Annotated in this window: 25 protein-coding genes; 14 read left to right on the top strand and 11 right to left on the bottom strand. The window is 55.1% G+C overall.

The features are described 5' to 3' along the window. Positions 1-10: 10 nt before the first annotated feature. The 5 genes from ACFO5Q_RS07340 to ACFO5Q_RS07320 are packed head-to-tail and all read right to left on the bottom strand — an operon-like array spanning position 11 to position 4,111. Positions 11-1,207: a molybdopterin molybdotransferase MoeA gene (locus ACFO5Q_RS07340; protein WP_068149290.1), complete on the bottom strand. Its 1,197-nt coding sequence runs from the start codon at positions 1,205-1,207 to the stop codon at positions 11-13. Then, positions 1,204-1,677, bottom strand: coding sequence for a cyclic pyranopterin monophosphate synthase MoaC (gene moaC / locus ACFO5Q_RS07335; protein ID WP_068149286.1), 474 nt, complete (start codon positions 1,675-1,677; stop codon positions 1,204-1,206). The genes ACFO5Q_RS07340 and moaC overlap by 4 nt, the downstream gene beginning before the upstream one ends. A gap of 24 nt (positions 1,678-1,701) precedes the next feature. Beyond that, positions 1,702-2,499 carry an indole-3-glycerol phosphate synthase TrpC gene (gene trpC / locus ACFO5Q_RS07330; protein ID WP_068149283.1) on the bottom strand — a complete coding sequence of 266 codons (798 nt, stop codon included), beginning with the start codon at positions 2,497-2,499 and terminating at the stop codon, positions 1,702-1,704. Continuing rightward, positions 2,499-3,530, bottom strand: a complete 1,032-nt coding sequence (gene trpD, locus ACFO5Q_RS07325; RefSeq protein ID WP_068149281.1) for an anthranilate phosphoribosyltransferase — start codon at positions 3,528-3,530, stop codon at positions 2,499-2,501. Before trpD ends, trpC begins: the two co-directional genes overlap by 1 nt. Further along, positions 3,527-4,111, bottom strand: a complete 585-nt coding sequence (locus ACFO5Q_RS07320) for an anthranilate synthase component II (RefSeq protein ID WP_068149276.1) — start codon at positions 4,109-4,111, stop codon at positions 3,527-3,529. Before ACFO5Q_RS07320 ends, trpD begins: the two co-directional genes overlap by 4 nt. Positions 4,112-4,286: 175 nt before the next feature. Here ACFO5Q_RS07320 and ACFO5Q_RS07315 point away from each other — a divergent pair, with 175 nt between their 5' ends. Beyond that, entirely contained in the window at positions 4,287-5,297 is a 1,011-nt protein-coding gene (locus ACFO5Q_RS07315; RefSeq protein ID WP_068149274.1) for a divergent polysaccharide deacetylase family protein, read from the top strand. A gap of 21 nt (positions 5,298-5,318) precedes the next feature. Here ACFO5Q_RS07315 and trpE read toward each other — a convergent pair whose 3' ends face one another. Together trpE and ACFO5Q_RS07305 are read right to left on the bottom strand one after the other, a co-directional pair. Then, positions 5,319-6,836, bottom strand: coding sequence for an anthranilate synthase component I (gene trpE, locus ACFO5Q_RS07310; protein WP_380084317.1), 1,518 nt, complete (start codon positions 6,834-6,836; stop codon positions 5,319-5,321). 23 nt (positions 6,837-6,859) lie between these two features. Beyond that, positions 6,860-8,788 carry a SurA N-terminal domain-containing protein gene (locus ACFO5Q_RS07305; RefSeq protein WP_068149272.1) on the bottom strand — a complete coding sequence of 643 codons (1,929 nt, stop codon included), beginning with the start codon at positions 8,786-8,788 and terminating at the stop codon, positions 6,860-6,862. A gap of 242 nt (positions 8,789-9,030) precedes the next feature. On the opposite strand from ACFO5Q_RS07305, the gene tpiA reads away from it, so the two are divergent. From tpiA to ACFO5Q_RS07240, 13 genes are all read left to right on the top strand, one after another. Beyond that, on the top strand, positions 9,031-9,783 hold the full coding sequence (gene tpiA / locus ACFO5Q_RS07300; protein WP_068149265.1) for a triose-phosphate isomerase: 753 nt from the start codon (positions 9,031-9,033) through the stop codon (positions 9,781-9,783). Between the two features lie 109 nt (positions 9,784-9,892). Next, positions 9,893-10,213 (top strand): preprotein translocase subunit SecG, encoded by a 321-nt coding sequence (gene secG, locus ACFO5Q_RS07295; protein WP_068149263.1) that lies wholly within the window; start codon positions 9,893-9,895, stop codon positions 10,211-10,213. A 123-nt stretch (positions 10,214-10,336) separates the two neighbouring features. Continuing rightward, a complete protein-coding gene (locus tag ACFO5Q_RS07290) occupies positions 10,337-11,968 on the top strand; it encodes a CTP synthase (RefSeq protein WP_068149256.1) in 1,632 nt (543 codons plus the stop codon). Positions 11,969-12,080: 112 nt separating this feature from the next. Further along, positions 12,081-12,872, top strand: a complete 792-nt coding sequence (locus ACFO5Q_RS07285) for a hypothetical protein (protein ID WP_068149254.1) — start codon at positions 12,081-12,083, stop codon at positions 12,870-12,872. A 141-nt stretch (positions 12,873-13,013) separates the two neighbouring features. After that, positions 13,014-14,288, top strand: a complete 1,275-nt coding sequence (gene eno / locus ACFO5Q_RS07280) for a phosphopyruvate hydratase (RefSeq protein WP_068149252.1) — start codon at positions 13,014-13,016, stop codon at positions 14,286-14,288. A 210-nt stretch (positions 14,289-14,498) separates the two neighbouring features. After that, a complete protein-coding gene (locus ACFO5Q_RS07275; protein WP_068149248.1) occupies positions 14,499-14,756 on the top strand; it encodes an FtsB family cell division protein in 258 nt (85 codons plus the stop codon). Between the two features lie 148 nt (positions 14,757-14,904). Then, on the top strand, positions 14,905-15,936 hold the full coding sequence (gene pdhA, locus ACFO5Q_RS07270) for a pyruvate dehydrogenase (acetyl-transferring) E1 component subunit alpha (protein ID WP_068149244.1): 1,032 nt from the start codon (positions 14,905-14,907) through the stop codon (positions 15,934-15,936). Positions 15,937-15,950: 14 nt separating this feature from the next. Continuing rightward, the gene (locus tag ACFO5Q_RS07265; protein ID WP_068149242.1) at positions 15,951-17,339 is read left to right on the top strand and encodes a pyruvate dehydrogenase complex E1 component subunit beta; all 1,389 of its coding nucleotides are present in this window, start codon (positions 15,951-15,953) and stop codon (positions 17,337-17,339) included. 237 nt (positions 17,340-17,576) lie between these two features. Then, on the top strand, positions 17,577-18,908 hold the full coding sequence (locus ACFO5Q_RS07260; RefSeq protein WP_068149237.1) for a pyruvate dehydrogenase complex dihydrolipoamide acetyltransferase: 1,332 nt from the start codon (positions 17,577-17,579) through the stop codon (positions 18,906-18,908). A 19-nt stretch (positions 18,909-18,927) separates the two neighbouring features. Next, positions 18,928-20,325 carry a dihydrolipoyl dehydrogenase gene (gene lpdA / locus ACFO5Q_RS07255; RefSeq protein ID WP_068149234.1) on the top strand — a complete coding sequence of 466 codons (1,398 nt, stop codon included), beginning with the start codon at positions 18,928-18,930 and terminating at the stop codon, positions 20,323-20,325. Positions 20,326-20,442: 117 nt separating this feature from the next. Continuing rightward, positions 20,443-21,372: a lipoyl synthase gene (gene lipA, locus ACFO5Q_RS07250; protein ID WP_068149536.1), complete on the top strand. Its 930-nt coding sequence runs from the start codon at positions 20,443-20,445 to the stop codon at positions 21,370-21,372. Positions 21,373-21,488: 116 nt separating this feature from the next. Further along, complete coding sequence (locus ACFO5Q_RS07245) at positions 21,489-21,935, top strand: type II toxin-antitoxin system RatA family toxin (protein WP_068149232.1); 447 nt, start codon at positions 21,489-21,491, stop codon at positions 21,933-21,935. A 67-nt stretch (positions 21,936-22,002) separates the two neighbouring features. Next, a complete protein-coding gene (locus ACFO5Q_RS07240; protein WP_068149230.1) occupies positions 22,003-22,281 on the top strand; it encodes a hypothetical protein in 279 nt (92 codons plus the stop codon). On the opposite strand, the gene ACFO5Q_RS07235 is transcribed toward ACFO5Q_RS07240, so the two are convergent. From ACFO5Q_RS07235 to ACFO5Q_RS07220, 4 genes are read right to left on the bottom strand one after another with little or no spacing between them, the layout of a single operon-like run. After that, entirely contained in the window at positions 22,278-22,778 is a 501-nt protein-coding gene (locus ACFO5Q_RS07235; protein ID WP_068149533.1) for a CinA family protein, read from the bottom strand. The genes ACFO5Q_RS07240 and ACFO5Q_RS07235 overlap by 4 nt on opposite strands. Continuing rightward, positions 22,775-23,767 (bottom strand): YeiH family protein, encoded by a 993-nt coding sequence (locus ACFO5Q_RS07230; protein ID WP_068149224.1) that lies wholly within the window; start codon positions 23,765-23,767, stop codon positions 22,775-22,777. The genes ACFO5Q_RS07235 and ACFO5Q_RS07230 overlap by 4 nt, the downstream gene beginning before the upstream one ends. Then, a complete protein-coding gene (locus ACFO5Q_RS07225; protein WP_068149222.1) occupies positions 23,767-24,285 on the bottom strand; it encodes a phosphatidylglycerophosphatase A family protein in 519 nt (172 codons plus the stop codon). Before ACFO5Q_RS07225 ends, ACFO5Q_RS07230 begins: the two co-directional genes overlap by 1 nt. Continuing rightward, complete coding sequence (locus tag ACFO5Q_RS07220; RefSeq protein ID WP_068149531.1) at positions 24,285-25,448, bottom strand: bifunctional 2-C-methyl-D-erythritol 4-phosphate cytidylyltransferase/2-C-methyl-D-erythritol 2,4-cyclodiphosphate synthase; 1,164 nt, start codon at positions 25,446-25,448, stop codon at positions 24,285-24,287. Before ACFO5Q_RS07220 ends, ACFO5Q_RS07225 begins: the two co-directional genes overlap by 1 nt. Positions 25,449-25,529: the final 81 nt, after the last annotated feature.

The raw sequence follows: 25,529 nt of genomic DNA, 5'->3' as shown, positions 1-25,529 counted from the left end.
GTGATGCACGCTAAAATGGGAGGAAGGGCACCAGGGTACCCGCTTTGACCGCAGGTGCATTGGGCTCTCGGATGATCAGGCCGTCGCATTGCGCCAGGACTGAAACAAGGCTGCTGTCCTGGGCAATAGCAGGGTCAAGGTGGCGGCTGCCCGGCTCCCCCACAAGCCGCGCACGCATATAGTGCTGTCGCGGGCCATTCTCGGCGAGGTCTGTCGCCAGCGGTAACGGTACGCCGGTTGGCATGGGGGCGGGGCGTCCCATCATCTGGTCAACAAGGGGGCGTGCGAACAAAAGGGCACATACGAAGGCAGATACCGGATTTCCAGGTAGTCCCAGAACTTTGGTTTGGCTCATGGTCCCGAAAATCAGCGGCTTACCCGGGCGCATGGCCACTTTCCAGAAGTCGAGCGCCATACCTTCAGCAGAGAGCGCCTCTTGCATCATGTCTTTGTCGCCTACCGATGCGCCGCCGATCGTGATAAGAATGTCTGCACCAGCTGCTTTTTTTACAGCAGCCTTAAGGGCTTTCAGGTCATCTCCCGCCTGTTCGAGGATGCGGACGTTCGCGCCAGCGTCGGTCAGTAAGGCCGAAATCTGTGGGGCGGTACTATTGACGGTCTCGTGCGGCGCGAAATCCTTCTTGCCTGGGGGCACCAGTTCGTCGCCTGTTGCCAGGATCGCAATCTTTGGTGCACGGTGGACCATCAGGTGGTCATAGCCCGCGCTGGCAGCAAGCCCGATGGATTTCGGGCTGATGTATGTACCTTGGTCGAGTACGATCTGGTTCCGCGCAAAATCGATACCGGCGAGGCGGATATGACGGCCGATTTCAGGTCCAATCGTAGTCGTGACCATATCGCCGTTCGCGGTGCAGTCTTCCTGGACCACCACCTGATTTGCGCCTTCTGGTACAATACCACCGGTAAAAATTCTAACGGCTTCACCTGCACCACAGGTGCCGCCAAACGGGCTGCCCGCCGCACTTTCGCCAACCAGCTTCAGTGTAATGGGGTTGCCGGTCAGGCTGGCGCTGTTGACCGCGTAGCCGTCCATGGCAGACATGTCAGCGCCAGGCTGTGTGCGTCGGGCCGTCAGCGGGGCGGCAAGAACGCGACCTGAGGCATTTTCTAGCGGCAGTTTTTCAGTTGTCAGCGGCTTTGCGGTTTCAACGATGCGTTTGAACGCTTCTTCAACAGAAATCATCATTCAGCCTCATAGGTTCCGGATTTGCCGCCTTCCTTACGCAGGAGGCGGATGCCTTCGATGCGCATGGCCTTGTCGGCTGCCTTGGCCATGTCATAGATCGTAAGCGCGGTGACTGATGCGGCCGTAAGCGCTTCCATTTCCACGCCCGTCTGGCCGGTGACTTTCACATAGGTCTCAATGCGCAGGCGCGTTTCGGATTCGGGCTCGATCTCCACCTTCACGCTGGTGATGGAGAGGGGATGGCAAAGCGGGATCAGGTCGCTGGTTTTTTTGGCGGCCATGATACCGGCGAGACGCGCAGTTCCAAGGACATCGCCTTTCGGCAGGTCGCCTGCTTGTATGAGCTTGAGTGTCTCAGGTTTCATCTCAACAAAGGCTTCAGCGGTAGCAACGCGATGCGTTGGCGCCTTGTTCCCCACGTCAACCATGTGCGCTGCACCGGTTTCATCAATATGGGAAAGCTTGCTCATAAAATATCCTTTTATAGAAAAGGGTTAGGATGCTTTCTGAAGGTCGCGCACCGCTTGTTCAACGTCCGCCTGGCGCATGAAGGTCTCGCCAATGAGGAAACAGTGTGCCCCGACTGCGGCACAGGCTGCAAGGTCCTCTTGCGTGCGAAGGCCGGATTCCGCAACCGCTATTTTACCTTCTGGGAAGTTAGGCACCAGGGAAAGCGTGGTATTGAGCGACACATCCATGGTTTTTAGGTTACGGTTATTCACGCCGACAAGTGGGCTCTTGAGCTTGAGCGCTCGCTCCAGCTCTGGCGCGTCATGCACTTCGATCAACACGTCCATACCCCAAGCATGGGCTTCGGTCTCAAGCTCAGCTGCGAGCGAATCGTCCAAGGCCGCCATGATCAAGAGGATACAGTCCGCCCCCAACCCACGGGCTTCGGCTACCTGGTATGGGTCGACCATGAAATCTTTCCTAAGGCATGGCAGTGAAACGGCAGCGCGTGCCTGCTTCAGGTAATCATCATGGCCCTGGAAATAGGGTTCGTCTGTCAAGACAGACAGGCACGAGGCTCCACCGCGTTCATAGGCGCTGGCAAGCGTCGCTGGGTCAAAGTCATCAGGACGGATCAAGCCTTTGGATGGGCTGGCTTTCTTGATCTCACAGATAAAGCCGTAACGGCCGTCGGCCATAGATGACTGCAGGGACCGGATAAAGCCGCGCGGTGCGGAAGCTTCCTTGGCACGTGTTTCCTGTTCCGCGTGGCTCACCTTGACTTTCATGGCGGCGACATGGTCACGCTTGCGGTCGCAGATTTCCTTGAGGATATCGGCCATCAGCCTTTCTCCGGCGCGTTAGCTTGAGTGAAGGCTACCCATTTCTCAAGCGCTGCTGCCGCTTTGCCGCTATCAATTGTTCCAGCTGCGATCTCGACGCCTTCCTTGAGGGTATCAGCCTTACCAGCCACCACGAGCGCCGCACCCGCGTTCATCAGTACGATGTCGCGGTAGGCGGAAGGTTTACCCGAAAGAAGGTCCCGGATCGCTTGCGCATTCACGTCAGCGTCGCCACCCTTGAGATCCTCGATATCGGAAACCTCAAGGCCCACGGACTGGGGCGTGACCTCAAATTCTGTGATCTTGCCGTCCTTCAGTTCCGCCACATAGGTTGCCCCTGTGGTGGTGACCTCATCAAGGCCGTCACTGCCATGCACGACCCATACATGTTCACTGCCCAACTTCTGCAGAACTTCGGCCATCGGCCGCAGCCACTTGCGGTCAAATACGCCCAAGACTTGGCGCTTTGCCTGTGCAGGGTTTGCGAGTGGCCCAAGTAAGTTGAAGATGGTCCTGAGCTGTAGCGAACCACGGGCCGGGGCCACGTGGCGCATGGCTTTATGGTGCGCGGGAGCGAACAGGAAGGCGAAATTGTTCTCTATAAGGCTTCGCTCATTGGCTTCCTGAGGAATTTCAAGCTCGGCTCCCAATGACATTAAGACGTCGGCCGAACCGGATTTGGAAGAGACAGAGCGGTTGCCGTGCTTCGCCACCGGTACGCCCACCGCTGCCGTGACAATGGCAGCAGCTGTGGAAATATTGTATGTGCCGAGACCGTCGCCGCCGGTGCCACACGTGTCTACTATGCCTTCCGGCGCCTTGATTTGCGTCGCTTTTGACCGCAGCACACGGGCACCACCCACGATTTCGTCCACTTGTTCGCCCCGAAGGCGCAGCGCCATGATAAAGGCAGCCATCTGCGCAAGATCGGCTGCCCCGGACATGATGATGTTGAAGGCTTCCCGGGATTGTTCCGCAGTCAGCGTTTCACCGTCTGCCAGTTTGGCCAGTATTGGTCTGAGGTCGCTCATGCTTCCTGATCCCCTTCGCAGATATCGATAAAGTTCTTCAGAAGCGCGTGACCATGCTCTGAAGCGATGCTTTCCGGGTGGAACTGCACGCCATAGAGCGGCAGCGTCTTGTGCTGCAGTCCCATGATCAAGCCGTCCGCAGTTTCGGCCGTCACCTCAAGACAGTCGGGCAGGGTACTGCGTTCCACGATCAGGGAATGATAGCGCGTCGCCTGATAGGGGCTTGGCAGGCCTTTGAACACGCCTTGGCCCGTATGGGTGATCTCACTAATCTTGCCATGCATCACATAGGGCGCACGCACCACGTCGCCGCCGAAGGCTTGGCCGATGCTTTGAAAGCCAAGGCATACGCCAAATACCGGGACTTTCCCCGCAGCTGCTTCGATCAGTTCAAGGCAGATGCCAGCCTCTGTTGGCGAACAGGGGCCTGGGCTGATGATGATACCTTTGGGTTTTTTCGCGAGCACATCAGCGACAGATATCTGATCGTTCCGCCAGACTTCAACTTTTGCCCCCAATTCCATCACATAATGGTACAAATTGTAGGTAAAGCTGTCGTAGTTATCGATCAGAATATACATTGAAACCGCTCGCTGATTCATAAACTAGTTGGACATTGCGGCTTTCAGATTGAATGTCAATGGCGGACTGGTCAATTTCGCGGCATTTGCAAAAGACTTTGAGTGTGCGGGCTTAAGAAAAATTGAAACGAGAGGGATACGCCACCTATATGGCGAGCCAGGGAACCGAAATTGTATGAGTAAGCGGCTGAAAAAGCTGGTAATTGGTATCTACAGCCTTGTTATCGTCCTCATTGGGGCGGGGCTTTATATGGTCCTGCAACAGGACAAGCCGCTACCTGCAGCAGTTCCAGAAGAGGTGGTCGGGGCTGAGTTAGACCCGGATGTCTTGGCCGTGCTCTCCGATATGGATGGCGGTAGTGATGTCACTGTGCCGATACAGGACCTGGAGAAGCTACTGCCCGAGAAGGTTGATCCTGCCTGGCGTCAATATGCTGTTGCATGGAAAGACACCAATCTGCCGCGTATCGCTATCGTGATTGACGATCTTGGGCTGAATTACCAGGCCACGGAAGAATTGGCGGAAATGCCGGGCCCCTACACGCTGGCGTATTTGCCCTATGCCGAGCATCTGGAGTATCAGACGGGCAGGGTTCATGCCGCAGGGCATGAGTTGATGGTTCACCTGCCCATGCAGCCAAAAGGCAGTGCAGCGGACCCGGGCACGAACGCACTTCTGGCCGGGCTTGGGCCTGACGAGTTCCAAAGGCGACTGATCTGGAACCTAAGCAGGTTTGATGGGTTTGTTGGGGTTAATAACCATATGGGTAGCCTGCTAACAGAAGACGCAGGCCACATGGTACAGGTGATGACCTACCTGAAAGCCGATGGCTATCTTTTCCTTGATAGCCTGACGTCCCCGAAAAGTGTGGGAATGAGTGCCGCCAAGGCGACCGGGGTGCCTACAATCGCCCGCGATATCTTCCTTGATAACATACAGCACCGGGATGCTATTGAGGCTCAGTTGGCGAAGGCAGAACGGATCGCGCGGGTCCGCGGCTATTCGATTGCGATTGGTCACCCATATCAGGTAACGCTGGAAACCCTTAAGGAATGGCAGAAGACTCTGCGGGCAAAAGGAATCGCGTTGGTACCCATCAGCCAGCTCGTTGGGACGTTGGAGGCAAGACGTCAGCACGCGGAGGTAATGACGGAAGATGCCATGGGTGGGCAAGCGCGTGACTAGGAGGTCACGATACCTCGAACCTTATCCTCGATTTGATTTGGCGAAGCGAACGGCTTCCCTGGCGGCCGTTACGAGTGCGCGGGCCTTGTTCTGACATTCCTGATGCTCTGATTCCGGATCGCTATCCGCTACCACGCCTGCACCGGCTTGCACGTGCATCTGTCCGTCTTTGACGATCGCGGTCCTGAGTACGATGCATGTATCCATACTGCCGTTGGCACTGAAATAGCCGACGCTGCCTGCATAAGGTCCGCGTGCGTCCACCTCAAGTTCATCAATGATTTCCATGGCCCGTACCTTGGGCGCGCCGGAGACGGTCCCGGCCGGGAAACCGGCGGCAAGGGCATCAATCGCGTCAAACTGTGGGTCAATTTCGCCAATCACGTTTGAAACGATATGCATGACATGGGAATAATATTCGATGGTATTACGGGCTGTCACCTCAACGGTGCCGGGTTTTGCCACGCGACCAACATCGTTTCGGCCCAGGTCAAGGAGCATCAGATGTTCTGAAAGTTCTTTCGGGTCTGCCAGCAGGTCTGCGGCCAGGACGGCATCTTCGTCCGGCGTCGCACCGCGTTTGCGGGTGCCGGCAATTGGCCTGATGGTGATTTCCTCGTCACGCAGGCGAACAAGGATTTCCGGGCTGGAGCCCACGATCGCGAAATCCTCAAAGGCAAGATGATACATGAAAGGAGAGGGGTTGGTGCGCCTCAGTGCCCGGTAGAGGGCAAAAGGTGGCAGGTCAAACGGCATGGAAAAGCGCTGGCTCAAGACCACCTGGAAGATGTCTCCGGCTAGGATATATTCCTGCGCCTTTTTGACCATCTCATGGAAGCGCCGCTGTCCCGTGTTGGAAACAGGTTCTTCAAAAACAGCGCTGGTCGGGACGGTGGAATGTGGCAAAGGCGCATCCAGCCGTTCAAGCATGGTCTCCAACCGTTGGTCTGCTGCAGCAAGCGCGTCTTCAGCAGAAACTCCTTCTTTGGGCCGAACCGGTGTAACCAGTGTGATCAGGTTTGTGACACTGTCGAAGATGGCCATAACGGTCGGGCGTACGAAAATGGAGGTCGCCAGCCCCAAAGGATCAGGCTTGGCGTCTGGAAGGATTTCCATCTGGCGAACCATGTCATAGCCCATATAGCCCACAAGGCCTGCTGCCATGGGGGGCAGGTTGTGCGGCAGATCGATCAGGCTTTCCTGCTGCAACCTTCGCAGGCTTTCCAGCGGCGCTTCCTGAAGCTGCTGGAATGCGGCGCCTTTTGTACCGTAATCGCGACAGATTTCGACACTTTTTCCATCAAAGCGCCAGACTATGTCTGGCTGCAGCCCTATGATGGAGTAACGACCCCGAGTATCGCCGCCTTCAACGGACTCCAGCAGGCAGGAATAGGTTTCGCCCTGTGCAAGCTTCAGATACGCGGACACGGGTGTGTCCAGGTCAGCCACTAGAGTAGTGGATACGACCTGGGCATTCCCATTCCGATAGCACGCAAGCTGTGCCTCAAGCGTTTCCGGCTGTGTCACCGATGCGTTCACTGGCTCACTCAATGGTCAACTTGTCATTCGTCCGCGTCGCGGCGGAACAGTTGATTGACGAGGTTATAGTTGATTTCTGGCGAGTAGCTGTCCAGAAGCTGATTTTGATACTGCAGGAACAGCTCCTCGCTGAACTGATTTTTCAGTTCCGCATGAAGGGCGTCCACATTGACGGCATCCCGCGTTGGATCGCCGGCTGTAATGTCATCGACCCGAACCACAACGTAACCGTTGCCGTCAGCAGCACGTTCGGTTTCGATCTGGCCAATACCGAGCTCGAAAATCAAGCCGCGAATATTGGGGGAAAGGCCGGACGTGCCTTCAGCGGTACGCGCGACATTCTTGGCGTCATAGGATGTACCGCCAAGGTCCTCGGCAATGGCTTCCGCCTCTTCGCCCGCTTCAAGGCGTGCTTTTGCGGCCTCGGCAATTTCGCCAGCTTGCTCCTGACGACGCTGGGTCATCCATGTGTCTTTGAGTTCCGCTCGGACATTCTCAAATGAGCGCTCAGCAGGCTCCTGAACCTCGGTAACCTCGACGAAGAACACGCCTTTGGTACTGTCGCTCGGATCCAGGTCCTTCATTTCTGGCTCGACACCCAGCTCAGTGCGGAAAGCTTCCGCAAGAACGGCACCTTCTTCCTGCAGGGTGATTTTCTGGGCGCCGTCTGGGCCCTGGCCGCGACCGTCAACCTGAGATACGGTTGCAAGCTGCAGGTTCAGCTTGGTAGCTGCCGCTGTCAGAGTGCCATCTTCTGCGATTGCATCTTCAAGATCAGGCAGGAAATCGAACATCAGATCAACCGCATGCTCTGCCTTGAGTGATTCTTCAAGTTCGGTGCGCACTTCATCCAGCGTTCTTTCTTCACCAGCAGTGATGCTTTTGACCTTGAAGACATTCCAGCCCGCCAGGCCTTCGACCGGCGCGCTCATATCGCCCTCAGTCAGTGCGAATACGGCATCAGCGGTCGGCGCGTCAAAATCGGTCTGTAGGTCGTTATAAGAGTTCGCACCCAATTCCAGCTCTTCGGCTGTAAATTCGGACATGTCTGCACCAGCAGCTATGAAATCTTCGCCTGCAGCCACCCTTGCAATGAAGGCCTCTGCATCAGCCTGTTCAGAAAAGCTAACCATCTGCAGGTCACGTGTTTCATCACGGACATATTCGCTGCGGCGATAGTCATACGCCTGAAGCAGGTCTTCTTCGGTGATCTGCACGTCGTCAGTGAACTGGGCGGGCGTCAGCATGATGTAATTATAGCTGCGGCGTTCCGGCGTCATGTAATTGGATTTGGAATCCTCATAATAGCTCTGGAGCTCTTCTTCTGTCGGCTCTGTTACCTCTGCGATGTCTGAGGCCGCGAAATTGATCATGGTCGCGCGGCGACGCTCTGCCTGCCAGACATACAGACGTTCAGCAAGAGAGCGCGGCACGGTGGCGCCGGAAACCAGGCTGTCCATCAACTGAGACCTGGCTGCTTCCCGGCGCAAGCTGGTGAACAGCTCTTTCTGGGTAAGATTAGCCTGATTGAGGGCCTGAGCCATCATCTGCGGGCTGAAGCTACCATCAGGTGATTTGAACGCTTCGAATTCACGAATTTCGGCAGCCAGCTGTGCATCGGTGATGCGCATGCCAAGCTCGCTTGTGTTTTCGGCGATGGCGGCTTCCTGAACCATTTGGTTCAAAACCTGACGGTCCAGCTGCATCATCTGGATGATACGGTCCGCTGTGAACTGCCCGCCGAACTGGGCCTGCAGCTGCTGAGCGCGGCGCTGTACAGCGTTGGCATATTGTGCAGTTGGCACGGTGGTATCGCCGACTGTCGCTACAGACTGTGTATTACCAGCAAGCATGCCGGGGCCAATGCCCCAGATTGCGAACGCTGCAATCAGAACGCCCAGAAGAAGAGTTACAAAAAAGGAATCCAGTCCCCCGCGAAGTTTGAGCAGCATGCGCCCGAGCTCCCGTCGATTAATCATTACGTAATTTGGGTGGTATAGCCCACCAGATTGGCCGCGCATCATAAGCACGCTTTCGGTGCGCTGCAACAGCCGATTTGCTGCGGGATAGCGAAGGTAGCTCCGTGTCGCTGCACCAAGTGCTTATTGGGGTAACAGGAAGCTGGTCATGGCGGCATTAATTTGCTAACCACCGGCGTATAAAAATTTCAAAAGAAACCATATGAGGCCCCAATATGAAACCGACTGCCCTGGTTGCAGGAAACTGGAAGATGAACGGCCTGGCGTCCAGTCAGGCTGAACTTGAAGCGCTTGGCAATTATCTCCGCGACGGTGATACCGCCGACTGTGGTGTTCTGATCTGCCCACCGTTTACGCTGGTGGCATCTTTTGCTGCTAATGCCCCCGAAGGGGTCGCGATTGGTGCGCAGGATTGCCACACGAACAAGAGTGGGGCCCATACGGGTGATATCTCAGCAGAGATGCTTCGCGATGCGGGCGCAGCCTTTATTATTGTGGGTCATTCAGAGCGTCGGGCTGATCATGGCGAAGACAGCGCGCTGGTGTGCGCAAAAGCTGAGGCCGTGTTGGCAGAGGGTCTGACTGCGATTGTCTGTGTTGGTGAAACCGAGGCAGAACGCGATGCGGGCAAGACGCTTGATATCGTGCTAGGCCAGGTTGCGGCTTCGGTGCCTGCGGAAAGCACTCCGGAAAACACAGTAGTGGCCTATGAGCCGGTGTGGGCTATTGGTACAGGCCGCACGCCAACGGTTGAAGATGTTGCTGAAGTGCATACAGCGATCCGTGGCGCTCTTGTGGAGCGGTTCGGTGAGGCTGGCAATGGCTTCCGCATTCTTTATGGTGGGTCGGTGAAACCGTCAAATGCGTCCGAACTGATGGCTGCCGATAACGTCAATGGAGCCCTTGTTGGCGGCGCAAGCCTGAAGGCCGCTGATTTCAATGGTATTATCGACGCGTACCGGAAATAAAAATTTAGGGTTGGCAAACCCGATAAAGAAGTCTAGAAACCGCGCTTTGAATCCCGGCCAAGATTTGTATAATCGGCATGGGCAGGCCAACGTTAGGTAGGACAGGTAAATGGAAACCGTATTGCTGAGCATTCATTTGATTGTAGCCATTGCTATGGTCGTTGCTATCCTGTTGCAACGCTCCGAAGGTGGTGCGCTTGGCATCGGCGGCAGCCAAGGTGGCATGATGACCGCACGCGGCGCCGGTGATCTCCTGACAAAGACTACAAAGTGGCTGGCGATTGTCTTTCTTGCTAATTCCCTTCTGCTTGGATGGTTCGCAGCGCAGCAGCGTGGCGACGACAGCATTGTCCAGGAAGTGATCCAGCAGGAACAGGAAGATGGCGGAAGCCAACTCCCTGAAATACCAACCGTTCCTGAGGACGGCTAGGACAAGAGACTTCAAAGCGGGGGCCAAGAGCCCCCGCTTCTCTTTGTGTAGAAAGTATTTTTTGAGTTGCCGGGCAGGGTGCCTGCCAGGCGGTGGTGTGCTTTTTGAGATTTGAGAGGCTCCATGACGCGCTATATTTTTATTACTGGTGGTGTTGTTAGTTCCCTGGGCAAGGGTCTGTTGTCCGCTTCGCTCGGTGCGCTTTTGCAGGCTCGCGGCTATTCGGTTCGCTTGCGCAAACTTGATCCATATTTGAACGTGGACCCGGGCACGATGAGCCCATACCAGCACGGCGAAGTATTTGTTACCGACGACGGTGCGGAAACAGATCTCGATCTTGGCCATTATGAGCGCTTCACCGGTGTTGCGTCACGCCAGAGCGATAACATCACGTCTGGCCGCATTTACCAGCAGATTATCGCCAAGGAACGTCGCGGCGACTATCTGGGCGGCACAGTGCAGGTGATCCCGCATGTGACGGATGCAATCAAGGAATTCGCCCTTGCAGAACAGGACGGCATCGATTTCATGCTTTGTGAAATTGGTGGCACGGCTGGTGACATTGAGGCTGCACCTTTCATGGAGGCTATTCGTCAGCTTTCGATTGATCTGGGCAAGGGGCGGTCGATTTTCGTTCACCTGACGCTTGTGCCTTATCTGGCAGCAGCCGGGGAACTCAAGACCAAGCCAACGCAGCACAGTGTGCGCGACTTGCGGTCTATCGGTATCCAGCCGGATATTCTGGTATGCCGCTCAGAGCATCCGATTCCGGATGGTGAGCGTCGTAAGATGTCGCTTTACTGTAACGTGGCTGAAACCGCTGTCATTCCTGCACTCGATGTAAGGTCGATTTATGAGGTGCCGATTTCCTACCATAAGGAAGGCTTGGACACCGAAGTGTTGAAAGCCTTTGGCCTGGCACACAGCCAGAAGCCTGACCTGACCGTTTGGGAAGACATCATGGACCGGGTGCAGAACCCGGAAGGTGAAGTGACAATCGCCGTGGTTGGTAAGTACACTGGCCTCAAGGATGCTTACAAGTCCCTTAATGAAGCCATCATTCATGGTGGGATCGCCAACCGTGTGAAGGTGAACATTGAGTGGATCGAATCCGAAGTTTTCGAGCGGGATGACGCTATCAGCCGCCTTGAAAATGTTCACGCGATTCTGGTGCCTGGTGGTTTTGGCAAGCGTGGTACGGAAGGCAAGATCGCGGCCGCACGCTTTGCCCGTGAGCGCAAAATTCCATACTTTGGTATCTGCCTTGGTATGCAGATGGCCACGGTTGAAGCTGCGCGGCATCTGGCGGGTATCAAGGGCGCTGGCTCCACCGAGTTCGGTGAGCAGAAAGAGCCAGTTGTCGGGCTGATCACCGAATGGGTGAAGGAAGACGGCAGCATCGAGCAGCGCACTGAAGATACCGATCTCGGCGGTACCATGCGCCTGGGCGCTTATCCTGCGGTTCTCAAGGAAGGCTCCCATGTTGCAGATGTATACGGCAAGACCGAGATCGAGGAACGCCACCGTCACCGCTATGAAGTGAATATTGGTTATGTGGAGCGCCTTGAAGAAGCCGGTGTTCTGTTCTCTGGCATGTCACCAGACGGCGAGCTGCCGGAGATCATGGAAATTCCAGGCCACCCTTGGTTCATTGGGGTTCAGTATCACCCTGAACTCAAATCCAAGCCGTTTGATCCGCATCCGCTTTTCGCCAGCTTTGTAGAGGCAGCGCTCAAGCAATCGCGGTTGGTATAAAGCCAATACAATATGAATTCAGGGAAGGGGGCTTTTCGGCCCCCTTTTTGCATATATAGTTCCCAATTATGTCTGATGCGGTAAAATCTGCCGTACAGTAGAGGAAGTGCGCATGCTGAAGAACCTGTTGATTTTCGTGATGATCTCTTGTCTGACAACAAGTGTCCTGGCGGCGAAAACGCCTGAAGAGGAAGCTGCTGAGACCATGCAGGCCGTCGGTTATTATCTGGAAACCTTTGCGTCGTTGGAAGACGAGCAAGCACTGGCAAAGGCCTATTCCGGTATTGCACGCGCCTGGGAACACTTTATTCAGATTGTAGATCCTGGGGAGCCTGCTGTTGGACAGTTCGCTGTCTTGCGTGCTCAGGCTGCAACGGCTGCACGTGACCGCAAGCGAGTTGTTGCCGCTTGGCATGCCGCTATCAAATATAACCAGGGTGTAAACAATGCACAGCGGCTGATGGCGCTGAATGTGCAGGCAGCACATGCGTCTGCAAAGGTTAAGGAATTTGAAGCTGCGCGGCAATTCTTTGCCGCCGCAAGGGCCTATACCTTTACTCGGGGCGACAATGCTGACAGCTCGCGCCTCTTTTTGCGGATTCAGGAACTTAGCCTGCTTGGCGGGTCGATGCGCTGGCGTAACCTGAAGGACGCGCTTGCTGACCTTCGTGTGTTTTCCGAGAAGTTCCCAATGTGGTCATTGTCCCGGCTTGAAGCTGTGTTGTCGGAGACTGAAATTCGGCTCGCATTTCAGCCTGAAGAGGCGGACAAGCGTGCTGACCTCTCGCGCTTGAAGGCGGAGATTACCCTAATCGCCGATGGTTTGGCCGAGCAACTGCCATCAGGCTATCTCTCCCGTGTGAGAGAGGTCTATTACACGCTTGAGGATAACTACCGGCTATAGCGCGGGCTTTTCTTATCCGTTTTTTCAGCTAAATTCATGGGCTTTGTTGGCGGTTCCCCTTGCGACACGTTGCGTGAAAGGGTAACAATCGCGCCGCAAACTATTAATCCTTTCCCATCTTGAGCGATTAAGGAACAGCCCATGAGTGCGATTATCGATATCATTGGCCGCGAAATTCTGGACAGCCGCGGCAATCCAACAGTTGAAGTTGACATCTACCTGGAAGACGGCGGCTTTGGCCGCGCTGCAGTGCCATCAGGCGCATCTACCGGCGCACACGAGGCTGTGGAGCTTCGCGACGGTGGCGGCCGTTACCGTGGTAAGGGCGTTCTGAAGGCTGTTGAAGCCGTTAACGGTGAACTGTTCGATGCTCTCGTGGGCCTTGATAGCGAAGATCAGCTTGCAATCGACCAAGCCATGCGTGACCTGGATGGGACGGAAAACAAAGGCCGCTTGGGTGCAAACGCAATCCTTGGCGTGTCGCTTGCGATCGCCAAAGCCAGTGCAGACAGCCTTGGCCTTCCGCTCTACCGCTACCTTGGCGGTCCTGCCGCCCATATCCTGCCAGTTCCAATGATGAACATCATCAACGGCGGCGAGCATGCCGATAACCCGATCGACGTGCAGGAATTCATGATCATGCCTGTGAATGCCGACAGCGTGACAGACGCCATCCGTATTGGTGCAGAGATATTCCACGAACTGAAGGCAAAGCTGCACGAAGCTGGCCACAATACTGCAGTTGGTGACGAAGGTGGTTTCGCACCCAACCTGAACGGCACTGTTGATGCGCTTGATTTCATCATGAATGCAATTGAGAGCGCAGGCTACAAGCCAGGCGAAGACGTGTATCTTGCCCTGGATGCGGCCTCCACCGAATTTTTCCATGACGGTAAATACATCCTCAAGGGCGAGGGCAAGGAACTGGATAGCGCAGGTCTTGTTGATTATTACGCTGATCTGGTTGCCAAATACCCGATCATCTCCATCGAAGACGGCATGGCCGAAGACGATTGGGACGGCTGGAAAATGCTGACCGACCGTATCGGTGACAAGGTGCAACTGGTTGGTGATGACCTGTTTGTGACCAATCCGGCGCGCCTGGCTGAAGGCATCGAAAAGGGCGTGGCTAACTCGATCCTCGTGAAGGTTAACCAGATCGGTACGCTTGCTGAAACCATGCAGGCAGTTGAGATGGCACATCGCGCACGTTACACCAGCGTGATGTCGCACCGCTCAGGGGAGACCGAAGACGCAACAATCGCTGACCTCGCGGTTGCCATGAACTGCGGCCAGATCAAAACCGGCTCGCTGGCGCGTTCTGACCGGCTCGCAAAATATAATCAGCTCATCCGCATCGAGGAAGAGCTGGGCAGCACAGCTGTGTATGCTGGTCGCGCGATCCTGAAGGGCTAAACAGCCCAAATCATCCAAGCGCCTCTGCCTGAAAAAGACTCGGGTAGGGGCGTTTCTTTACTATCCTGATTCCACTCGAAAAAATCGTATTTTCGGGTGTTTTTTCCCTTGCGTGCCCGATTCGCTTATGAGATGATTCGAATCATGAAGCGAGTCGGAAAAATATCACGTCATTTGAGCCAGGCTTGGTTGGCTGGAGTATGGATCTTTTTGGTCGCATATTTTGCCTATCATGCTTTTCAGGGCGATAACAGTCTGGCTGCTCTCAAGCGCCTGGAGGCGCAGGAGGCAGACCTTACCGTGCTTGCGCAGGACGTTGGGGCTGAGCGCGCCGCGCTTGAGCTTAGCACCTCCCGCTTGAATAACCGTAGCATTGATCCTGACATGCTCGAGGAGCAGGTGCGGCAGCGCCTTGGTTTCACGCATCCGGACGAAGTGGTGGTGTTCCTTTCTGATGCATCGCATTAATTAACTTATTTCCAGTTAATTATTTTTTTTCTATAAAAAACAACAAGTTAAGCCCTATTGCAAATAGCGCAAAACGGGGGTATCCATAGGCCTCACATGCATTGAGTGTCAGGCGTTCCTGCCTGCGACCTTTTTCTGGAAGGCCGAGATGACTACGAAAAAATCCACCACCAAGTCGGGCGCACCTGCGCGCCGTCGCACGACGAAGCCTCAACAATATAAGGCTTCCAACGAAGAACTGCTTGAATTCTATGAGGAAATGCTGCTGATCCGGCGTTTCGAAGAGAAGGCCGGTCAGATGTACGGCATGGGCCTGATCGGCGGTTTCTGTCACCTTTACATCGGCCAGGAAGCGGTTGTTGTTGGGATTCAGACAGCCCTGAAAGAAGGCGACTCAGTTATCACTGGTTACCGTGAGCACGGTCACATGATCGCTGCTGGCGCTGACCCGAAGGCTGTTATGGCTGAACTGACCGGCCGATCCGGCGGTTGTTCGCAAGGCAAGGGCGGCTCGATGCACATGTTTGCGCCTGACCGTGGCTTTTATGGCGGTCACGGCATCGTGGGGGCGCAGGTCTCTCTTGGTACCGGCCTCGGCTTTGCTGCCAAATACCGCAAAACGGATAATGTGTCGGTTGCCTATTTCGGTGATGGCGCAGCCAACCAGGGTCAGGTGTATGAAAGCTTCAATATGGCGCGCATCTGGAACCTGCCGGTGATCTATATCATCGAAAATAACCAGTATGCGATGGGTACCAGCGTGAGCCGTTCTTCTTCAGAAGTAGAGCTTTACCGCCGCGGGGAAAGCTTCCGCATCCCAGGTAAGCAGGTTGACGGCATGAATGTGCTGGAGGTTCGCGCCGCCATGGATGAAGCTGTGAAGCACTGCCGTGCAGGCGAGGGGCCGTTCGTTCTTGAGATGAAGACCTATCGTTATCGCGGGCACTCCATGTCCGACCCGGCGAAGTACCGGTCCAAGGAAGAAGTGCAGAAGATGCGCGCAGAGCATGATGCAATCGATCAGGTGAAGCAGCGCATTCTGGATGCCGGCTTCAAGGATGAAGCAGAGCTCAAGGAAATCGACAAGAAGGTTAAGGCAATTGTGGCTGAAGCCGCGACGTTCGCGCAGGAAAGCCCTGAGCCTGACCTTTCTGAACTCTATACTGATGTGCTGGCGTAAGGGGGAGACACCCGATGGCGATTGAAATTACGATGCCGGCCCTCTCTCCCACCATGGAAAAGGGCACACTGGCGAAATGGCTGGTTAAAGAAGGCGACAAGGTTGAAAGCGGCGACGTAATCGCTGAGATCGAAACCGATAAGGCGACGATGGAAGTCGAATCCGTGGATGACGGCACCGTGGCCAAGATCCTTGTTGCGGAAGGCACAGACGATGTGCCGGTTGGTGAGCTGATTGCAATTTTGGCTGAGGAAGACGAGGACGCGAGTGCGGTTGAAGCGCCAGCGGCTAAGGCTGAGGAGGCACCTGCGGCTCCACCAGCGCCAAAAGAAAATCCAGACGATCAAGTTACGGCGTTTGCCGGTGCTGTGAAATCTTCAGAAGATTTGCGTGATCCCGATGTTCCAGAGGGCACCAAGATGGTGAAACTGACAGTGCGTGAAGCGCTCAGGGATGCCATGGCCGAAGAAATGCGCAAGGACGGAGACGTTTTTGTGATGGGTGAAGAGGTTGCCGAATATCAGGGCGCCTACAAGGTAACTCAGGGCTTGCTGGACGAATTCGGCCCAGAGCGTGTGATCGATACCCCGATTACAGAGCATGGCTTCGCGGGCCTTGGTGCGGGGGCTGCCTTCGCCGGCCTTAAGCCAGTGATTGAGTTCATGACCTTCAACTTCGCCATGCAGGCGATTGACCACATCATCAACTCCGCCGCCAAGACGCGCTATATGTCTGGGGGCTTGGTATCCTGCCCGATTGTGTTCCGCGGGCCAAACGGCGCCGCAAGTCGCGTGGGCGCGCAGCACAGCCAGAACTATGCCGCGTGGTATGCTAACGTACCTGGGCTGAAGGTTGTAGCCCCATATGATTCGGCTGATGCAAAAGGCCTCCTGAAGGCAGCTATCCAAGACCCGAACCCGGTTGTTTTCCTTGAGAACGAGCTGATGTACGGCGAAAGTTTCGAAGTGCCTGATCTGGAAGATTACACCCTGCCTATCGGCAAGGCCCGTGTCTTCCGCGAAGGTACAGACGTGACGATCGTCTCCTACTCCATCACGGTCGGTGAAGCGCTGAAGGCCGCCGACAAGCTGGCGGAAGAGGGCATCAAGGCAGAGGTAATCGACCTCCGGACCATTCGTCCGCTTGATATGGATACGCTGATCGAGAGCGTGAAGAAAACCAATCGCTGCGTGGTGGCGGAAGAAGGCTGGCCGCAGTGTTCTGTGGCCTCTGACGTTTCCGCACAGTTGATGGAGCAAGCCTTTGACTGGCTCGATGCGCCGGTGACACGCGTGAACAGTGCGGACGTGCCGCTGCCTTATGCCAACAACCTGGAAAAGGCTGCGGTTGTCAGCGCGGATGATATCGTCAAAGCCGCCAAAGCGGTCTGCTACGCGGGGTAAAACCGGAGGTTAGATGAGACGAAGAAAATCACGACGCCTTGTGAACCGGTATGGTCTCAAGTCCATGTTTCAGAGTGTTCGAGTGAAACTGGATTATCGGGACCCGACACTGGGTGGTGAACATGGTGATAAATGGGAAGGTAGGATCCTTCTTCTGATCGTTGCGTTTTTCATTTTTGTCTTCTTCGACGTTGCTCTTGAAGAGCTTAGAAAGTTTTTTTGAATAGGGATACTCCCATGGCTATTGAAATTTTTATGCCTGCATTGTCGCCAACCATGGAAAAAGGCACGCTTGCCAAATGGCTGGTGATAGAAGGCGATACAGTGGAATCAGGCGATGTGATCGCAGAAATCGAAACCGATAAGGCGACGATGGAAGTCGAAAGCATTGACGATGGCACTGTAGCGAAAATTCTGGTGGAGGAAGGCACGGACGATGTGCCTGTCGGCAAACTGATTGCGCTTCTGGCTGAAGAAGGTGAAGACGCAAAAGACGTTGAAGTGCCGTCCGACGCGCCAAAAGCTGAAGCTCCACAGCCTGAAGTCAAGGCAGAGGCGGCGTCCGAGGTTGCAGCGAAAAAAGAGGCTGCACCAGTGACTGAAAAGGTAGCTTCAACGCCCGTGAACGGCCAGATTACCGACGCCGACACTAGCGACCGCATCAAGGCCTCACCGCTTGCCAAGCGCATAGCCAAGCAGGAAGGGCTCGACCTTTCAGCTGTTGCTGGTTCAGGCCCGCATGGCCGGATCGTAAAGCGTGACGTTGAAGCTGCACTGGAAGGTGGGGCTGCAGCGATGCCAGCTCCTGCAGCTGCCGCACCAGCCGCCGCAGCGTCTGCTGCACCAGTTGCTGCCGCTGAATACGGCCCTCACGACGATATTCCATACCGGGAAGAGCGCCTGTCGAACATGCGCAAGACCATCGCCAAGCGCCTGACGGAATCCAAAACCACCGTGCCGCATTTCTATCTGACGATTGACTGTGAGATGGACAAGCTGATGGCCCAGCGCAAAGACCTGAATGCCAAACTTGCCGATAGCGGTGTGAAGCTTTCCGTGAATGATTTCATTATCCGGGCTGTTGCGCTTGCGCTCAAGAAAGTGCCTGCCGCCAATGTTCAGTATGCTGGTGACAAGATGTATTGGTATGAGCGTGCGGATATCTCCGTTGCTGTTGCAATTGATGGCGGCTTGGTGACGCCTGTTGTGCGCGGCGCGGACAACATGGGCCTCGCCGAAATCTCGAGCACTGTGAAGGATCTCGCCACACGCGCCCGTGACGGCAAGCTGATGCCAGAGGATTATGCAGGCGGTACATTCTCCATCTCCAACCTCGGGATGTACGGCATCAAGGAATTTGGCGCCGTGATCAACCCGCCACAAGGCGCGATCCTGGCCATTGGTGCTGGGGAACAACGCCCCGTCGTCAAAGATGGCGCGTTGGCAGTTGCTACTGTCATGAGCTGCACAATGTCCTGTGATCACCGTGCAATTGACGGTGCTGTTGGTGCCGAATTCCTTGCAGCCTTCAAGGGTTACATCGAAGACCCGATCACCATGCTGCTATAACGCCGACGGAGAAGTAGAAATGTCTGAGAGTTTTGATCTTGTTGTCGTTGGTGGTGGCCCGGGCGGTTATGTGGCTGCTATTCGTGGCGCGCAGTTGGGCATGAAAGTGGCTTGCGTTGAGCGCGAACACCTTGGCGGTATTTGCCTGAACTGGGGCTGTATCCCAACCAAAGCATTGCTGCGGTCTGCGGAAGTGCTGCACCTTGCAAAACACGGCGCTGATTTTGGCCTGAAGATCGGCCAGATCGACTATGACCTGGAAGCTATCGTCAAGCGAAGCCGGGGTGTTGCCAAGCAGATGAATGGCGGTATCAAGTCGCTGTTGAAGAAAAACAAGGTCACCCACATTGAGGGTGAGGCCAAGATTTCCGGCAAAGGCAAGGTCTCTGTCAAAGGGGCTGACGGCAAGACCACCGAGCTTGCCGGTAAGGATATTATCCTGGCCACCGGCGCACGGGCACGCGAACTGCCGCACCTCAAGGCTGATGGTGAACTGGTATGGACCTACAAGCACGCCCTTGCACCCAATACCATGCCGAAGAAGCTGCTGGTGATTGGGTCCGGTGCGATCGGTATTGAATTTGCCTCCTTCTTTAATGAGTTGGGCTCTGACGTCACTGTTGTCGAGATGATGGATCGCGTACTTCCGGTTGAAGATGCGGATATTTCCAAGTTCGCTGAGAAATCCTTCAAGAAGCAGGGCATGACCATCAAGACGAACGCCTCTGTGACCGAGCTGAAAAAAGGCAAGAGCGATGTCACCTGCGTTGTGGAAACCAAGGGCAAGAAAGAAGAGATCACCGTTGACCGTGTGATCGTGGCCATTGGTATCACCGGCAACGTCGAGAACCTGGGCCTTGAAGAAGTAGGCATCAAGGTGGATCGTGGCCATATCGTGACAGACGAATGGGGCCACACGGGTGTTGAAGGCTTTTGGGCGATTGGCGATGTGGCTGGAGCGCCTTGGCTGGCGCACAAAGCATCCCACGAAGGTATCGTTGCCGTCGAAAAGATTGCAGGCGTCAAGGGTGTCCATCCGATGGACAAGGGCAACATCCCGGGCTGCACCTATTGCCGCCCACAGGTGGCAAGCGTTGGCCTGACAGAAGCCAAGGCCAAGGAAGAAGGCTATGACGTGCGCGTCGGCAACTTCCCCTTCATTGGCAATGGCAAGGCCGTGGCGCTTGGCGAGCCGGAAGGCATGGTAAAAACCGTATTCGACAAGAAAACCGGAGAGCTTCTGGGTGCCCACATGGTCGGCGCCGAGGTGACCGAGATGATCCAGGGCTATGTAGTGGCCCGTACACTTGAAAGCACGGAAGCAGAGCTGATGCACACGGTGTTTCCGCATCCTACGCTTTCCGAGATGATGCATGAAAGCGTGCTGGATGCATACGACAAGGCTATTCACTTCTAGGCGAGCGCATAGCTGATCTGCACAATTTGGTGGATGTCAGCTTCATAAATGCACTATAAGGTCGCCAAAATGGCGGCCTTATGCCGTTTCAATGTTAGCAAAGATGGTGTTTCGAGCATGACGACAGAGCAGAAGACAGCTGGGCAGAAGTCGACCGGGTACCAGCGCAAGCCTGATTGGCTGCGCGTCAAGGCACCAACGAGCAAGCAGGCGATGGAAACCCGCCGCATGATGCGCTCGAAAAACCTGCATACAGTGTGCGAGGAAGCGGCTTGCCCGAACCTGGGCGAATGCTGGCAGCAAAAGCATGCCACCATCATGATTTTAGGCGACACCTGCACCCGCGCCTGTGCTTTCTGTAACGTCAAGACAGGTCGCCCGATGCAGGTTGATCCGCTTGAGCCCATGAATACGGCAGAGGCCTGTGCGGAAATGGGCCTGGAGCACATTGTGATCACGTCTGTGGACCGTGACGATCTTGACGACGGCGGCGCAATGCAGTTTGTCAAAGTTATCCGCGCGATCCGCGACCGCTGCCCGGACACGACGATTGAAATCCTGACGCCAGATTTCCGCAATAAGCCGGGCTCGATTGAAATGGTTGCCGAAGCCAAGCCTGATGTGTTCAACCACAACCTGGAAACTGTACCGCGGAACTATCCAAAAATCCGCCCGGGTGCGCGCTATTATCATTCGCTGCGTCTCCTGGAGTCAGTGAAGAAGGTTGACCCATCCATCTTCACAAAATCCGGTATCATGGTGGGCCTTGGCGAAGAACGCCTGGAAGTGAGTCAGGTGATGGATGATATGCGCATGGCCGATATCGATTTCATGACCATTGGCCAATATCTTCAGCCGACCCCGCGGCATGCAAAAGTGGAGCGTTTTGTCACTCCCGCCGAGTTCAAGGCCTATGAGCGCATGGCCAAGGGCAAGGGCTTCCTGATGATCTCCGCCACGCCGCTGACGCGGTCAAGCTATTTGGCAGGTGACGACTTTGCGAAGCTTAAAGCGGCCCGTGACAAGCAGCTTAAGGCAGCTGAATAGTTGGTTGGCGTTTGTTTTTTGGTGAGGGGGCGTCTCTAGCAGCTTGGATGGCGCAGGGCTTTACGAATGCAGCAATTCAAGTTAGGACAGGCGAGCCTGAAAAGTTGAGTAGCCCTATGCACCATTTTGTTGAGAAGAAAATCCTTCCCTATTCAGACAAGCAGCTATTTGATCTTGTGTCTGATGTTGGGAAATATCCGGAGTTTCTGCCTTGGTGCATGGGTGCGCGGGTCTATAACCGAAAGCCGGATCAGTTTGATGCTGATGTTATTATCGGTTTCAAGATGTTTCGGGAACGCTTTACCTCAAGGGTTACCCTGGTAACCAATCGCAAAGTGGATGTGGATTACATCAAGGGGCCGATGAAGCGGCTTTATAATCACTGGCGTTTTATCCCGCAGGAAAACGGCCACTGTCTGGTAGACTTTGAAGTGGATTTTGAATTTTCCAGCAAGATTCTCAATCAAGTGATAGGCCCTCTTTTCGGCGAGGCTTGTAAGCGCATGATGCACGCGTTTGAAGAGCGTGCAGCCAAGCTTTACGGTCCATTTTTGGAAAATTGACAAGCATTAATTGGTAGGCGCAATTAATCATTGTATAGTTCCCCAAATTAACACGAAGGAGGGACTGATGACGGGATTTATGCACAAGCTTGCTGAGGAGCTGAGGGCGCGCGAACAGTATCTGGAAGAGCATTCCGAGCATCCAATTTTCGACAATGACGAAAACGGCGCCTACAAGCAGGAATATGACAAGCTGGTCAGCGAACTGAAAGCTTTCAGCGACCGGATTGAGCAAGCCCAGGAAAAGGGCGAAGACTTTGACGAGAAGTTCGAGCGGGAAATCAAGGACGAGCATAACCATCTGAAAGTCAAAGTGGAATCCTGGTCCAAAAAGATCGATAGCTAATCCTCTAGCGCTTCAAGAAGCATTTCAAGGGCGGTTTGAACAGTCTGGCGCCGAACCTTCGTGCGCCCGACATCGCCGAATTCGACGCTTTTGGCTGTGGGGGATTCGCCAATTTGGCAAAGCCCAAAGCATACCAGACCAACTGGTTTTTCTGCAGACCCACCGCCGGGGCCTGCAATGCCGGTCACGGACACGCTAACGTCCGCACGGGAGGCGACAATGGCCCCGTAAGCCATCTCTTTTGCCACGGCTTCGGAAACTGCGCCAAAACGTGCCAGGCTTTCGGAGCTCACGTCCAGCATCTGGTTCTTGGCTTCATTCGAATAGGTGATAAAGCCGCGATCGACCACATCTGATGAGCCGGCAATTTCGGTGAGCGCGCCAGCGATCAGGCCGCCGGTGCATGATTCTGCTGTGGCTATCATCTGTCCGCGTGCCCTTGCGGCATCCAGCACTTTTTCTGCCAATGTCAGAATCTGAGGGTCGAACATGCTTATCCAATCATGGGCAGGCACAGCAGAATCAATCCCGCGAGCCATGCAGTTTCCGCAACCATCAGGATGACTGGCTTAAGGCCAACCTGCATAACCTTCCTAAGGTCAGACTTGAGCCCGATGGCAGCGATTGCTGTAATCAGACAAACTCTTGAGAAGGCCGTCAAGTTTTCCGTGACAAGATCGGGCAGAGGCACAAAGCTGTTGATTAGTACGAACAGGACAAAGGCAGCCAGGAACGGCGGCAGGATTGGTGGCTTTTTACCTTCGCTTGGGCTTTTGCGGAACACTAGGATAAACATGAAAACGACCGGCAGCAGCAATGCAACGCGCATTAGTTTCGTCAAGGTGGCCAAGTCACCGGCTTCGGGCGAGATGGAATAGCCCGCCCCGACAACCTGCGCCACATCATGAATTGTTGCGCCAATGAAAATCCCAGCCTCAGCTTCGCTCAGGTCCAAAAAGCCGCTGATCATCGGGTAGATGATCATGGCCAACGTCGACAGTGTGGTTACACCAACCACAGTGAAGATAGTGTCCTGATCCTGCCCTTTGTGCTTTGGCAGGACTGCAGATATCGCGAGGGCCGCCGATGCACCGCAAATCGCCACAGCACCACCGGTCAAGCCGCCGAAACGGTGGCTCATACCCAGGAGCCGAGAGACAACCACACCGAAAAGAATGGTGCTTCCGACGCCAAGGGCAACCATGCTCACTGTGGGCCAGCCAAGCGCCATGACATCGGAAAAGGCAATCCGGAATCCGAGGAGCGCGACACCGATCCGCAGAACTGTAGATCCGGTAAATTCAATGCCGGGGCGAGACTTTGGGTCTTCGAACAGGAAGCTCATGGCCATGCCGAGCAGCAGCGCAAACAGCATCGCTGGGGCGCCGTAATGCTCGCTTAAAAAATTAGCCGCCAGGCCGATGGTCAAGCTTATTATAAATCCGGGAATTTTTGTGGAGAATTGTTCTTTAAAAGTCGAAACCATTAAATCGCCCAGTCTAACAAATCGAGTGTTAGAAGGAGCCATATAACAATTGCTGCCATAATGCCAGCGACCAAATCGTCCACCATGACGCCAAAGCCACCGTCCACATGCCGATCAAGCCAGCCAATGGGCCATGGCTTGATAATGTCGAACAGGCGGAACAGCAGGAACGCGATACCAAACAGGATAGGTGACCCAGTTAGCCCAACAAGCGGGATCAAGGCGATCCACTGGCCAGCAACCTCGTCGATGACAATTTCCGGTGCGTCATGGATGCCAGTGATAGTCTCAATGCTGCCGATCAGTTTGGTGGAGAGCAGAGTGATGCCAATCACCCATGCTGCCATCTCTATCTGGTCGACGCCTGCTTTCAGCATGAAGTATCCGGCGATGACCGCCACAAGTGAACCCCACGTACCAGGAGCAGGTTTGAGCATGCCGGAACCGAAGGCTGTCACCCACCAGAATGAGAAGCTTTTGGTGCGGCCATCCCAGGTGCGAAGCGATACTTTCGCCATCAGTTATCCCCCATCGGCAGGCGCAGGGTGGCCGTTGCCTGTGCGGCTATGCCTTCCTCACGGCCAGTAAAGCCAAGTTTTTCGGTCGTTGTGGCCTGTACACTCACGCGACTTGCGGGAATGGCCAGAAGTTCGGCGATGCGGTCGCGCATGGCGTCCTTGTGTGGCCCGATCTTGGGCTTTTCGCAAACAAGGCAGACACCGACATGGCTAATCTGACCGCCACGCGCCAAGACCCGGTCGCGGGCGAAGGCCAGGAAAACGTCGCTTGGGGCTCCGCGCCACTGATCATCTGACGGTGGGAAATGGGTGCCGATATCGCCGTCACACAGCGCGGCCAGAATGGCGTCTGTCAGCGCATGCAGGCCGACGTCAGCGTCGGAATGGCCCTTCAGGGCTTTGGTGAATGGTAATTTGACGCCGCAGAGCCAGACATGGTCGCCTTCCTCGAAACGGTGTACGTCATACCCGCTACCGGTTCTGATATCGCCCAGGGCCATCATGGTCTGTTGCTCCGCCTTCTTGAAATCATCGGGTGTGGTGAGTTTGAAATTGCCGCTGTCGCCCTTTGATATGGCTACATGGGCGCCAAATGCTTCCATAACGGCCCCATCATCCGTGAGTTCCCGACCTAAAGCAGCCTCGTGCGCCGCAATCAGATTGGCGTAGGGAAACCCTTGCGGTGTCTGGACAGCATAAAGGCCGCTTCGGTCCACAGTATGCTTGATAGTGCCGTCCTGAACCTTCTTTAGCGTGTCGGCCACGGGAACGCCTGGAACCACAGCTTCTGCACCTGCATCCAGTGCCTTGATGACATCCATCACCACCTCGTGGGTCACAAAGGGACGCGCCGCGTCATGCACCAGCACATAGTCTGTGTCCTGTTCAAGCGCCTTCAGCCCGTTAAAGACACTTTCCTGCCGGGTAGCGCCGCCAAAAACCGGCGCAAACAGGTTCAGGCCTGCAGTGGCTTCCTCATAAAGGGCCTTGTCATCCGGATGGATCACGCAGCGAATGTCAAAGCCGGGATCAATCGCAAGAAATGATTCGATGGTGCGTCTGAGCACAGCCTTGCCACCCAGCTTACGATATTGCTTCGGCAGGCCTTCACCGGCCCTGCTGCCACGCCCTGCGGCGACTATCACGATAGAAACTTGCGTCATATGAGGCCTTTCAATCTCGGGCTGGCTTTTTACCAAAACTTCTGGCATAAGCAGTGCCCAATATTTAGGCAGTGCGTATTA

The sequence above is a fragment of the Kordiimonas lipolytica genome (genome assembly GCF_042651265.1).
In the GTDB taxonomy this organism is placed as follows: domain Bacteria; phylum Pseudomonadota; class Alphaproteobacteria; order Sphingomonadales; family Kordiimonadaceae; genus Kordiimonas; species Kordiimonas lipolytica.
This window is presented reverse-complemented; position numbering and strand designations above follow the sequence as displayed.